The organism is Mesorhizobium onobrychidis (assembly GCF_024707545.1).
Taxonomy (GTDB): Bacteria; Pseudomonadota; Alphaproteobacteria; order Rhizobiales; family Rhizobiaceae; genus Mesorhizobium; species Mesorhizobium onobrychidis.
Genome location: NZ_CP062229.1, coordinates 188,531 through 200,791, shown reverse-complemented (window position 1 = coordinate 200,791; position 12,261 = coordinate 188,531). Strand labels below are relative to the sequence as shown.

Below are 12,261 nucleotides of genomic sequence, written 5' to 3'. Positions count from 1 at the left end.
AGTTTTCATGCTGCATGTCTTGTACTTGGTACACGACGTCTCCGATCCGGCAGTGCGCCGGCGGATCATAATGCTCAAGGCAGGCGGCGCCCAGGTCACACTGGCGGGCTTCCGTCGGACTGTAAGCCCGATCGCCGATGTCGAGGGCTTGCGGCCGATCGATCTTGGCGCGACGCGCGACGGCCGATTCGCCCAGCGTCTGGCAGCAGTCACAAAGGCGGCGGTCTCGATCGGTTCGAAACTAGGTTCGATGCCAAGACCCGACCTCATCGTCGCACGCAATCTGGAAATGCTGGCGCTTGCCCGGCGTGCCAGATCGGCGTTCCAGGCAACGGTGCCGATCGTCTATGAGTGTCTCGACATCCATCGTCTGATGCTTCGCGACGACTTTCTGGGCAGGGCCATGCGCGGCGCGGAACGCTATCTGGCCAGGGATGTAAAGCTGCTGGTCACCAGTTCGCCGGCCTTCATCGCCAATTATTTCAAGCCATTCGGGCAGATTGCTGCGCCGGTCGAACTGCTCGAAAACAAATATTTCGAGCTTGCCGCGGTTTCGCTGGATGATCGCACAGCGGCGGAGGCCCCCATCCCTCCGCCTTGGCGGATCGGCTGGTTCGGCGCACTCCGATGCCGCCGCTCCCTGGAGCTTCTGGCCGAATTTTCCCGACGGCTCGAGGGCCGCTTCGAAATCATCCTCAGAGGCCGTCCGGCGCTTTCCGAATTTCCGGATTTTCACGGTTTCGTTGAATCCGAGCCCTGGCTCTCGTTTGGCGGGCCCTATCGGAATCCCGAGGATATGGCTACGATCTACCGTGAGGTCCATTTTTCCTGGGCCATCGATTTTTTCGAGCAGGGGCTGAATTCCGAATGGCTGCTGCCCAACCGTCTCTACGAGGGCTGCCGCTTCGGCGCCGTGCCGATCTCGATGGGCAACACCGAAACTGGCCGGTTCCTCGACCGGCAGGGGATCGGCGTTCTTTTGCCTCAAGCCACTCCCGAGGCACTCGAAGCCGCCCTGGGCGAACTGGAGGAGCATCGTTTCGGAAAATTGCGGGCGCGTGTTCTTGCCCGCAATCCGCGAACCTGGAGCCACGACCGCAGCGATTGCCGGGCGCTCGTCGAGAAGCTTCGCGGGTTGACGGCCGTGCCCGATTCATATGCTGCCAAGGCACTGGCTTAGGAATGCTATGGATGGACACGGGCCGATGATGCAGACCAAAATTCTTCCGTCCAGCCTGATCGTGATTCCGTGCCTGAACGAAGCGGCTCACATCGGCGCGCTTGTTCATGAGCTTCGCCCGGCGGCCGAGAGGCTCGGTGCCCGGATCGTCGTTGCCGATGGCGGCAGCACGGACGGCACAAGGGCGATCGTCGAGGAGATCGCCGGGAAGGATCCGCTGATCATCCTTCTTCACAATGAAAAGCGCCTCCAGAGTGCGGCGATCAATCTCGCCGTCGCCAGTTGTGGCGAAGGGGCTGAATATGTCATTCGCATCGACGCGCATGGCGGCTATCCCCCGGATTATTGCGATCGGCTGGTCGAGGAGGCGCGGATCACCGGCGCGGACTCGGTCGTCGTCTCCATGCTGACCAGCGGCAGCGGTATGGTGCAGAAAGCGGTCGCGGCTGCACAGAACTCCAAGCTCGGCACTGGTGGCTCCAAGCACCGGCATCTCTCAGTGGGAGAGTGGGTCGATCACGGCCACCACGCGCTGATGCGAATATCGGCCTTCAAGGCGGTTGGCGGCTATGACGAGACGTTCAGCCACAATGAGGATGCGGAACTCGACTACCGGCTGCGCAAGGCCGGTTACCGGATCTGGATGAGCGGCAAGACGAAAATGATCTATTACCCGCGCTCGTCGCTCGCCGACCTCTATTTCCAGTATCTCGGCTATGGCCGCGGCCGGGCAAAGAACATTCTCAAGCACCGCATGATACCGAAGGTCCGGCAGATGGTGCCGCTTCTGGTGTTCCCAGTCGTCCTTCTCGCGGCTTTTTCCTTCGTGCATTGGCTGGCGATCACGCCGCTGCTGGTGTGGGCGTCGGTCTGCCTCGGATATGGCGTGTGGACCGCCATCAGCCAGCGCAATCCGGACAATGCGCTTGCCGGGATTTCGGCGATGGTCATGCATTTCGGCTGGTCCGTCGGCTTCTGGCTGCAACTGCTTGGACCGCGATCACAGCGCAGGGTGGCGTGATGGGTGTGGCCGAAAAAAACCGCAGCATCGACATCTGCGTCTGCACGTTTCGGCGGCCGGAGCTTGCTGACACGCTTCGCTCGATAGCCGCCCTTGACGTGCCTTCGGGATACGACATCCGCGTCATCGTGGCCGATAATGATGACGGCCCGACGGCAGAGCTGCTGGTGGCGACGTTGGCGGAGACGTTGAAGTTGCCGATCAGCTACCATCATTGCCCGGCGCGCAACATCTCGATCGCCCGCAACGCCTGCCTCGACGCCAGCACGTCGGATTTCGTCGCCTTCCTCGACGACGACGAAACGGCATCGTCCAGATGGCTCGCCGAATTGGTGGCGACGGCGGAGGTGAGTGGCACCGCCGCCGTGCTCGGGCCGGTGCGGGCGCGCTATCGGCCGGACGCGCCCGACTGGATGCGCCGCGGCGATTTCCACTCGACCCTGCCCGTCTGGGTGCGCGGCGAGATCCGTACCGGCTACACCTGCAACGTCCTGCTCAGGATGGGCGCCGACTGCCTCCGCGGCCGACGGTTCAGCTTGGCGCGTGGCCAGACCGGCGGCGAGGACACCGAATTCTTCGATCATATGGTCAAGGCCGGCGGCCGCATCGCCTTTTCGCCGCAGGCCTGGGTCGACGAAGTGGTGCCGCGCGCCAGGGCCGCATTCGACTGGCTCCGCCGCCGCCGGTTCCGCGCCGGGCAAACGCATGGGCACCTTCTGGGGCGCGACGCGAATGGGCTCGCACTGGTGAGGCAAGTTGGTCTTGCCTCGGCAAAGGCGGTCTTTTGTTTCGCATCGGCAATCCCGGTCGCCATCAATCCCGTGCGCAGGAACCGCAGCGTGCTTCGCGGCGTCATGCATGTCGGCGTCGTGAGCGGTCTAGTCGGTGTGCGTGAAATCCGCCAGTACGGCCTGCCCTCGCCGCAGGAAGGGGGCAAGCGTGCAGCCTGACGTCACCTTTGTCATTGCCGCGTACAATGCGGAGCTGACCATCGAGCGGGCGATCGCCAGCGCCATAGCCCAGCGTGATGTCAGCGTCGAAATCATCGTCGTCGACGACCAGTCGCGCGACCGGACGCTCGATCTGGCGCGATCCTACCCCGAAGACATCGTACGCGTTGTCGCACTTGAGCAAAACCGTGGTCCCGGCGGCGCCAGGAATGCCGGCCTTGAGCTTGCCCGCGGCAGGTGGGTCGCGGTACTCGATTCCGACGACGCCGTCTATCCCGGGCGAATCTGCACCATGATTGACCGTGCGGAGAAAGCGGGCGCCGAGATCGCGATCGACAATCTTCAGGTCGTTCGCGAGGACGGCGTTGCCGAGGAGACGATGTTCCCGGCCGACTACCTGGAGGGGCTCGGTGAAATCTCGCTGGCGGACTATATCGCCGGCAACGTGGTCTTCGAATCCAGGTTCAATCTCGGCTATCTCAAACCGATCTTCCAGCGACGCTTCCTGAGCGAAAACGGGCTTCGCTATGACGAAGGCCTGATCATCGGAGAAGATTACATCCTGCTGGCCAGTGCTCTGGCCAAGGGCGGCAAATGCGTGGTCGAGCCGACGACCGGCTATGTCTACCATATCCGGACCGGCTCCATTTCCCGCGTGCTTGAACTTCATCACGTCGAGGCGATGCGCAAGGCCGACCTCGTTTTCGCCAGGACCCATTCGATGGACGCAGCCGCCGAGGCCGCTTTCGCGAGGCGCACGCGCAGCCTGCGCAAGGCGGCGTCTTTCCTTTCGTTGGTCCAGCACATCAAGGCCCGATCCCCCCTCAAGGCGGTGTGGACGGTGCTCAGCGATCCGGCGGCGGTTCGGCATATGGGCATGCCGATCGCCGTTCGGCTGCGAAGGGTGGCGGCGCAATTTGCCGCGGGTGCGGGGGAGGTGAAGGGTGCAGGCAGCTGAAAAACAGTTTGGCGGCCTGCGACAGGTTGAAGTGATCTCCTCAGAAGGAATATGCAATGAAGAAAGTCAGGAAGGCAGTCATACCGGTAGCGGGGCTTGGAACGCGATTCCTGCCGGCGACCAAATCGATGCCGAAGGAAATGCTGCCGGTCGTCGACAGGCCTGTCGTGCAATACGCGGTGGACGAGGCGTTCGAAGCCGGCATCGAGCACATTGTCTTCGTGACGGGCCGCAACAAGGCGGTCATTGAGGATTATTTCGATCTGCATCCCGAACTGATCGGGACCTTGGAGCAGACCGGCAAGACGGCTCAGCTTCAGGCGCTCGAAAGCCTGCTTCCCGTGGCTGGCGCGACGAGCTTCATCCGGCAGCAGTCGCCGCAAGGTCTCGGCCATGCGGTATGGTGCGCCCGGGAGGTCATCGGCGATGAGCCTTTTGCATTGCTGTTGCCGGACATGGTGTCCTTCGGCGGGCGCGGATGTCTCGCCGAAATTGCCGACCTCTATGCGCAGACCGGTGGAAACGTTATCGCTGTCGAGCGCTGTGATCCGACCGAGACCAGCAAATATGGCATTGTCGGCTGCGGCGCGGATGTCGGCTCGGGTTTCGAGGTCACCGCCATGGTCGAAAAGCCGGCTCCGGCCAATGCGCCGTCGAACTACTACATCAACGGCCGCTACATCCTGCAGCCCGAGATCTTCGCGCTGCTCGGCAATCAGCAGCGCGGCGCCGGCAACGAGATTCAGCTGACCGACGCCATGGTCCGCCTTGCGCAGAGCCAGGCTTTCTTCGCCCAGCCCTTCAACGGTCGAATGTTCGACTGCGGCTCGAAGGAGGGGTTCATCCAGGCCAATGTCGCATTCGCGCTGGCGCGTGACGACATGAAGGCGTCGATCTTCGAGATGCTTCAGGAGTTCGTCCGGACGCATGAGCGCCGGGTGGAAGCCGCATAAAGCCCATTATTTGGGAGCATTAGCAAATGGATGATGACGCGAGACACGCCGATATGTCTTGCTGCCCAGGTCTCGCGGTGTCTGGCATGAAGCTTGCGTCGTATATATGCTGATGCTCTCGATTTTGCTCTAGCGTCTGCAACTTGAGCATCGGACCCAAAGTGGAGGCCGGTTTTGGGAAAATCCGATGTTGGACAAAAATAGAGCGGCGGCACAGTTCGACTTGAGAGACCGCCGCTCTAGGTACAAACTAGAATTGGACCGAAGATGAATTATGCCAATTTTCCTCTCGACAAGAGGAAGCCATTGCCGAGTTCGGACGCAGTCAGCGCCGAAGACTTTATCGATGTCGAGCGCTTGCTCGGCATGGCAGCAAGGCAGGCAAAGGTTGTTGCGGCATGCGCCGCCATCGGACTTTTTCTGGGCGTGCTCTATTTGCAGACCACGCCTCCCACCTATATGGCAATGAGCCGCGTGCTGATCGATGAAGGCTTGAACAAGGTCGTTGACGAGGTCTCGGCGGCGTCGGTGAGCATGCAGACAGACTCCGCCATTCTCAGCCAGATCGAAATTCTCCACTCGGCGAGGCTGGCGGCGGTGGTCGTCGACAGGCAGAAGCTCGATCAGAACGACGCTTTCATGGACCCTCCGACGTCGGCCGTGTCGAAGGCTGCCGATTTTGTGCGCGGCGTGGTCCGGTATTTCCGTCCCAGTCCCGCCGTGGGTACTACCGACGTTACTCAGCTTGATCCGGCGACGCGTGACGCGATGGTTGCGTCGTCACGCCGCGATTACGCTATCCTCAAACTGCAAAACGAGGTGCAAGCCGAGCGCATTGGTCGAAGCTATGTGATCTCCATCGCCTACCAGGCGACGGACCCCGCACTTGCGACCGCGGTCACCAAAGCCTATGCCGACGCCTATCTCGCGGATCAGCTCGATGCGAGCTTCGATGCGACCGAGCGGGCGGCGGTCTGGCTGCAGGGCCGGCTGACGGAGCTTCGCGAAAGTTCCCAGACAGCGGCGCTCGCCGTCGAGAAGTTCAGGGCCGAACATGGGCTGGCCGTCGATGACGGCCAGTTGATCAGTGACAAGCAACTGTCGGACCTCAACGGCCAGCTCATTGAGGCGCAGGCCGATACCGCCCGCGCCAGCGCCCGCTACCAGCAATACAAGTCGATCGTCGAAAGCGGTTCGGACAACGCATTCAGGGACGCCGCCATATCCGCCGACCAGCCGAGCAACTCGGTCATTTCAACGCTCAAGACCCGCTATCTCACTGTCGCCAAGCGGCAGCAGGATATCGAAGCCAATTTCGGGGCTGAGCATCCCCAGGCCGTCGCACTTGCCAAGGAAAAGGCCGACATTTCGGCGCAGATTTTCGGCGAGCTGAAGCAATTGACCGAAAGCTACCGCAACGAATACGAAGTCGCTCTCGCACGCGAGACGGCGCTCCGCGCAAATGTCGCGTTAGCGGCTGGCAAGAGTTCCATCGACAACCAGTCGCAGGTCAAGCTGCGCGAATTGGAGCAGAAGGCAACCGCGCTCTCGACGCTCTATCAGACGTTCCTTGGCCGCTACGAGGAAGCGTCCCAGCAGCAATCCTTCCCGGTCGGCAAGATCCGCGTCATCTCCGACGCGACGCTGCCGAAGTCCGCGGCAACCCCGCGCATGTCCATAGTGCTGGGACTTTCGCTTGTTCTTGGCGTGATGATGGGAGCCGGGGTTGGCGGCCTGAATGAATTCAGGGAACGGTTCTTCAGGACCGGCGAAGACGTTCGCGATCGCGTCGGCCTCAAATTCCTCGGCTACCTGCCGATCATCGGCAGCAAGGTCGTCAAGGACGACAGGCGCGATGACGGTCAGGCGGACGTCAGAACCGCTCAATCACCGTCGGCCGCTGAAAGGCGCGCGCGCATGCGGGTGAGCATCGACGCTCCAGCATCGATGTTTTCCGAAACGCTCCGCAGCGCCAAGATTGCCTTCGACGTCGTGATGGAAGGGCAAGGCAGCCGGGTCATTGGCGTAGTCTCGGTCCTTCCCGGCGAGGGCAAGTCGACCGTGGCGGCGAATCTGGCCGGACTGCTTGCCGCCAACGGGTCGAAAACCCTGCTGGTGGACGGCGACCTGCGCAACCCCGGCCTCAGCCGCAGCCTTGGCATGGAGGCCGAGCAAGGCCTTATGGAAGCGGTGGTGAGTGGGCAGACCTGGCAGTCCGTTGGCAAGATCGACCGGCAGACGAAGCTGGCGATCGTCCCGGCCGTCCCGCGCGGTCATTTCTCGCACACTAGCGAGCTTCTGTCGTCGGCCGGAATGCGGCGTTTCATCGACAACGCCAAGGAAACCTTCGAATACATCATCGTCGACCTGCCGCCGCTCGGACCGGTGGTGGATGCCAAGGCCTTTGCCCCGCTTGCCGACGGCTTCGTGCTCGTGACCGAGTGGGGGCGCACGCCGCGTGCGATGGTGCAATCCATACTGAGCTCGGAATCCTATATCGCCAACAAGATCGTCGGCGTCGTCTTGAACAAAGTCGATTTGAAGAAGCTGGCGAAGTATGGATCGATCGGCGGCTCGGAAAAATTCTTCGACAGATATTCGAGCTACTATCTGGAAAAATCGGAAGCGCGGACGAAGGCAAACACCTGAGGCGGTATACCAGAACGAATGTTGAGCACAGCGTCGTCCTGCGCGGCGAGACCGATGCCGAGCCTGATGCTGGCGCACGAATGCCCTCGAACAGACCATGATCAGCAGCTTTGCGCATGAAGCTGACATGGTCGGCGGGAATGTCGCTTCTGGTGCTGGTCGATCTCCTCGCTTGACCCGAGAGGTCGCCGAACCGCGCCGGGTCGACACGGTTGGAAAGAGGGCTCACCACTGCAGAAGGTGATCCACGATAGAAAATAATTCTCGCTTGGGAAGTCGCGTCGTCATGCCGCGCCAAAAAGCGTGGGCACCATTGTTCGCGCCGCACATTCACAGCAGGACTTGCAGCCAGGAACCGGCGTGACACGCCGGCGCGGTTACGCCGCCTTGAGACGATAGCGGAAGACGGTGTGGTCGAGCAGAAGCCGGATTCGCGGTTCGGCCTCGATCGCAATCAGCCAACTCGCGGCGATCATGGTCGCCCCGACGATGACCACCGAAAGCAGGTATGGCACTCCCGCGCGCATCAAGGCCCCGAGAATAGCCGCGCCGACGACATTATGGATCAGATAGAGAGGGTAGGTCATCAGCCCGATCCGACGCCAGCCGCGCCAGGACAGGTCGAGCCGTAATGACCACGCCATCAGCGCCATGGCAGCGAGAAACAGGACGATCGGCGGCGCGTAGGGCATCGCGGCTTCGACCTTGATGCTGCGGACGTCGACAGCACTGATGATCTGCAGCGCGCCGCCGGCCAGGAACAAGGCGCAGAAGGCAAGGCGGGCGGGCGTCACTGCCTTGAAACGCATCAGCCAGAGCAGCACACCTGTCGCGAAAAAACATCCGTGATGCACCAGGAGCAGGTCGAGCCAGCGCGCCTCGGCAAGGTCCGACCAGTCGAATGGATAGTACAGGCACCAGAAAAGCGTGCTGATCGCGCCGAGCGCAACTGCCACCGCTTCCATCAGATCGAAGCGGCCGAGCCGCAGCAGGATCCAGACGACGGCATAAAAGGCGATCTCGATGCCGAGCGTCCAGTAGACGCTGTCGAGCCAGGGGTTGAACGGAACGAACAAGGCGGTGCGCAAGAGCCTGGTGACAGCGTCCGTCGGCCAACTGAGATCGACGAAAAGCAGCACCATCGCGGTGACTGGCGCGCAGATCCAGACGGCCGGCGCCAATCGTTTCACCCTTGCCTCGAAAAACCGCAGCGGTGTCGAATGCTCGGCGCTGAAGGCGATGACGAAGCCGCTGATGACGAAGAATATCTGGACGCCGACCCATCCGAATTGGACCAGCCCGCCTATTTCCGGATGCGGCGGGATGCCGCCCGTCGCGCGCGCCGAAACGCCCTCGGGGAACGCCCACACCCAGAAGCCGTAGTGGTAGAACATCACGAGGACGGCGGCGAGAAAACGCAGGATGTCGATGCCGCCGAATGTGGTTTTTTGCTGAGCCATGCCGTGCCTTCGGAATGGCCCCCCACGCAAAGTTTAAGGGCTATTGCTGCATTGCACAACAGACGATTGCAGTGCAGGATGAATTCGTGAATTCGTCCGACGCCGCGATCCGCCTGCCGCGCTCCGAAAGCAACTAAAGCCCGATGCCGCGCCCTTTGAGCGCCGCAGTGATCTCGTCGAGAATGGCCGGGTCGTCGATGGTCGCCGGCATCGTCCATCCTTCCTTGTCGGCAATCTTCTGCATGGTGCCGCGCAGGATCTTGCCGGAGCGCGTCTTTGGCAGGCGCTTGATCGTCACCACCGTCTTGAAGGCGGCGACCGGGCCGATCCGCTCGCGCACCAGGGTGACGACCTCGGCCTCGATGGCGCCGCTGTCACGCGCGACACCCGCATTCAGCACCACGAAGCCGAGCGGAACCTGGCCCTTCATCGCATCGGCGATGCCGATGACGGCGCATTCGGCAACGTCGGGATGCGCGGCCAGCACCTCCTCCATGGCGCCGGTCGACAGCCGGTGGCCGGCGACATTGATGATGTCGTCGGTCCGGGCCATGACGAACAAATAACCGTCCTCGTCCATCATGCCGGCATCCGCCGTTTTGTAGAAGCCGGGGAATTCATCGAGATAGGCTTGGCGAAACCGGTCATCGGCGTTCCACAGCGTCGGCAGGCAGCCGGCCGGCAGCGGCAGCTTGACTACGACATTGCCCAACGTGCCGCGCGGGATTTCGTGCCCGGCATCGTCGAGCACGCGAATGTCGTAGCCGGGCATCGGCACCCCGGGCGAGCCATATTTCACCGGCAGCAGGCCCAATCCGGCTGGGTTGATCGTCATCGGCGAGCCGGTCTCGGTCTGCCACCAATGGTCGATCACCGGCACGTTCAGTTTCTGCTCCGCCCATTTGATGGTTTCCGGATCGGCGCGCTCGCCGGCGAGGAACAGCGTGCGGAATTTCGACAGGTCGTATTTCGGGACGAATTCGCCCTTTGGGTCCTGTCCCTTGATGGCGCGGAAGGCGGTGGGCGCGGTGAACAGCGCGACGACTCCATGCTCGGCGATCACCCGCCAGTAGGTGCCGGCGTCGGGCGTGCCGACCGGCTTGCCCTCGAACAGGACGGTCGTGCAGCCATGCAGCAGCGGGCCGTAGACGATGTAGGAATGGCCGACCACCCAGCCGACGTCGGAAGCCGCCCAGAACACCTCGCCCGGCTTGACGCCGAACTCGTTCTCCATCGACCATTTCAGTGCAACCATGTGGCCGCCATTGTCGCGCACGATGCCCTTGGGCTGGCCGGTCGTTCCGGACGTGTAGATGATGTAGAGCGGATCGGTGGCGAGCACCGGAACGCAGTCGACATTGGCGCCCGCGGCCCGCTCGCGGGCGACGGCGTCGGCATAGTCGATGTCATGGTTTTCCCTGAGCTCGCAGCGCAGCTGGTCGCGCTGCAGGATGAGGCAGGCCTCGGGCTTGTGCCGCGACATCTCGATCGCCGTGTCGAGCAGCGGCTTGTAGGCAACGACGCGCCCGGGCTCCAGGCCGCAAGAGGCGGAAATGATCAGCTTCGGCCTGGCGTCGTCGATGCGCGTGGCGAGCTCGTGCGAGGCAAAGCCGCCGAAAACGACCGAATGCACGGCGCCGATCCGGGCGCAGGCAAGCATGGCGAAGGCCGCTTCCGGCACCATCGGCATGTAGATGATGACTCGATCGCCTTTTTGGACGCCGCGGTTCTTCAGCACCGACGTCAGCGCGATCACCTCGCGTTTCAGTTCGGCATAGGTGAATTTCCTGATCGTGCCTGAAATCGCGCTGTCATGGATCAGCGCGGTCTGATCGGCGCGGCCACCCGCTACATGGCGGTCGACGGCGTTGAAGCAGGTGTTGCAGGAGGCGCCGCCAAACCAGTGCCCATAGACGCCGGCATTCGGATCGAAGACCGTGTCGAACGGTGAGAACCAGTCGATGGCTTTGGCCGCATCCGCCCAGAATTTTTCCGGGTCGCGTTTCCAGCCGTCATAGACCTCGTGGTAGCGTGACGCCATCCAGCTTACTCCCCAGGAATGTTTGCTGCCTTTGAAATAGCGTATGCTGTTTTTGCAAGCATGTGCAATTTCGTCGTTTGGCGTTCTCGCCCTGGTCGCAAATAGCCGGCACGATGGTCTCGGGTCATAATTGCAATCTGGGTCATAATTGGGGGCAAGTCGCAATGAAGTTGCGGTGCAAGGTTGGATCTGCCGTTTTGGCGGCGATGCTGTTGGTGGTCGCTTCCGCCGCTCAGGCCGGCGATGCGGCGGCACGGCGCATTATCGGCTTTTCGCCGGACGGTAGCTACTTCGCCTTCGAACAATACGGTACGCTCGACGCCGGCGCTTCGGATTCGGGCTGGTCGGAGATCGACATCATCGACACGCGCACCGATGGATTCGTCGGTGGTAAGCCGATCCGCATCGTCGACGAAACCGAGGAGGCGACGCTCACTCTCGATCAGGCGAGGGCACAGGCTGCCGCGCAGGCGGCACCGATCCTCGCCCGATATGCCATCGCGCCGCGCGGCGAGCGGACGGCTGTGGACAGGTTCACCTTTCCCGACGACATGGTCGGCTACCAAGATATTGCTCGCCTCGAGCAGGTTTCGCAGAAATGGCTTTCACCGAGCTATGACGTGCTTGGCATCTCTAGCATCCAGCTCGACCAGTTCCTGGCCGACAGCACGACGGATTGCTCGTCAAGCTTCGACGAGACGCAGCAAGGCGCCACAGTAGGCAAGGGGCTCGGTTTCCGCCTGACGCTGCAGGGACTGGATGGCAAGGCGTTCAAACTGCTGCATCAGGACAAGGCTGTGCCCGGCTCGAGGAATTGTCCGACTTCCTACAGCCTGTCGGAATCCTATGCATTCACCCCGGACGGCAAACCGGCTGTGCTTGCCGTGCTCGTGCAACGCTTCAGTCAGGGATTTGAAGGACGGGACGCCGCTTTATCGCCGTGACCGGCCAGGTGCGTTGAAAAGCGCCTGCTTGCGCTCAAATGCGGATCTAAAGCGGCAGCGCCGCGAGCATGATGCCGACACCGCCGGCGATCAGCAAAGCGGCGG

General features: G+C 62.1%; 9 protein-coding genes. 7 read left to right on the top strand and 2 right to left on the bottom strand.

Annotated elements, in window-relative coordinates:
• Positions 1-7: 7 nt before the first annotated feature.
• The 6 genes from IHQ72_RS00925 (at position 8) to IHQ72_RS00900 (ending at position 7,711) form a co-directional block, all read left to right on the top strand.
• Positions 8-1,180: a glycosyltransferase family protein gene (locus tag IHQ72_RS00925; RefSeq protein ID WP_258120734.1), complete on the top strand. Its 1,173-nt coding sequence runs from the start codon at positions 8-10 to the stop codon at positions 1,178-1,180.
• Between the two features lie 25 nt (positions 1,181-1,205).
• The gene (locus IHQ72_RS00920) at positions 1,206-2,201 is read left to right on the top strand and encodes a glycosyltransferase family 2 protein (protein WP_258120733.1); all 996 of its coding nucleotides are present in this window, start codon (positions 1,206-1,208) and stop codon (positions 2,199-2,201) included.
• On the top strand, positions 2,201-3,151 hold the full coding sequence (locus IHQ72_RS00915; RefSeq protein ID WP_258120732.1) for a glycosyltransferase family 2 protein: 951 nt from the start codon (positions 2,201-2,203) through the stop codon (positions 3,149-3,151). The genes IHQ72_RS00920 and IHQ72_RS00915 overlap by 1 nt, the downstream gene beginning before the upstream one ends.
• On the top strand, positions 3,141-4,109 hold the full coding sequence (locus IHQ72_RS00910; RefSeq protein ID WP_258120731.1) for a glycosyltransferase family 2 protein: 969 nt from the start codon (positions 3,141-3,143) through the stop codon (positions 4,107-4,109). Before IHQ72_RS00915 ends, IHQ72_RS00910 begins: the two co-directional genes overlap by 11 nt.
• A 56-nt stretch (positions 4,110-4,165) precedes the next feature.
• Positions 4,166-5,062 carry a UTP--glucose-1-phosphate uridylyltransferase gene (locus IHQ72_RS00905; protein WP_254024270.1) on the top strand — a complete coding sequence of 299 codons (897 nt, stop codon included), beginning with the start codon at positions 4,166-4,168 and terminating at the stop codon, positions 5,060-5,062.
• Between the two features lie 267 nt (positions 5,063-5,329).
• The gene (locus IHQ72_RS00900) at positions 5,330-7,711 is read left to right on the top strand and encodes a polysaccharide biosynthesis tyrosine autokinase (protein WP_258120730.1); all 2,382 of its coding nucleotides are present in this window, start codon (positions 5,330-5,332) and stop codon (positions 7,709-7,711) included.
• A gap of 377 nt (positions 7,712-8,088) precedes the next feature.
• On the opposite strand, the gene IHQ72_RS00895 is transcribed toward IHQ72_RS00900, so the two are convergent.
• Together IHQ72_RS00895 and IHQ72_RS00890 are read right to left on the bottom strand one after the other, a co-directional pair.
• Positions 8,089-9,171 carry an acyltransferase family protein gene (locus IHQ72_RS00895; protein ID WP_258120729.1) on the bottom strand — a complete coding sequence of 361 codons (1,083 nt, stop codon included), beginning with the start codon at positions 9,169-9,171 and terminating at the stop codon, positions 8,089-8,091.
• A gap of 133 nt (positions 9,172-9,304) precedes the next feature.
• A complete protein-coding gene (locus IHQ72_RS00890) occupies positions 9,305-11,212 on the bottom strand; it encodes a propionyl-CoA synthetase (protein WP_258120728.1) in 1,908 nt (635 codons plus the stop codon).
• Between the two features lie 164 nt (positions 11,213-11,376).
• On the opposite strand from IHQ72_RS00890, the gene IHQ72_RS00885 reads away from it, so the two are divergent.
• Positions 11,377-12,156: a DUF2259 domain-containing protein gene (locus IHQ72_RS00885; protein ID WP_258120727.1), complete on the top strand. Its 780-nt coding sequence runs from the start codon at positions 11,377-11,379 to the stop codon at positions 12,154-12,156.
• Positions 12,157-12,261: the final 105 nt, after the last annotated feature.

Excerpts from the sequence above, each read along its gene's own strand:
- IHQ72_RS00925 (WP_258120734.1), top strand. The coding sequence starts at position 8 with ATGCTGCATGTCTTGTACTTGGTACACGACGTCTCCGATCCGGCAGTG.
- IHQ72_RS00920 (WP_258120733.1), top strand. The coding sequence starts at position 1,206 with ATGATGCAGACCAAAATTCTTCCGTCCAGCCTGATCGTGATTCCGTGC.
- IHQ72_RS00915 (WP_258120732.1), top strand. The coding sequence starts at position 2,201 with ATGGGTGTGGCCGAAAAAAACCGCAGCATCGACATCTGCGTCTGCACG.
- IHQ72_RS00905 (WP_254024270.1), top strand. The coding sequence starts at position 4,166 with ATGAAGAAAGTCAGGAAGGCAGTCATACCGGTAGCGGGGCTTGGAACG.
- IHQ72_RS00900 (WP_258120730.1), top strand. The coding sequence starts at position 5,330 with ATGAATTATGCCAATTTTCCTCTCGACAAGAGGAAGCCATTGCCGAGT.
- IHQ72_RS00895 (WP_258120729.1), bottom strand. The coding sequence starts at position 9,171 with ATGGCTCAGCAAAAAACCACATTCGGCGGCATCGACATCCTGCGTTTT.
- IHQ72_RS00890 (WP_258120728.1), bottom strand. The coding sequence starts at position 11,212 with ATGGCGTCACGCTACCACGAGGTCTATGACGGCTGGAAACGCGACCCG.
- IHQ72_RS00885 (WP_258120727.1), top strand. The coding sequence starts at position 11,377 with ATGAAGTTGCGGTGCAAGGTTGGATCTGCCGTTTTGGCGGCGATGCTG.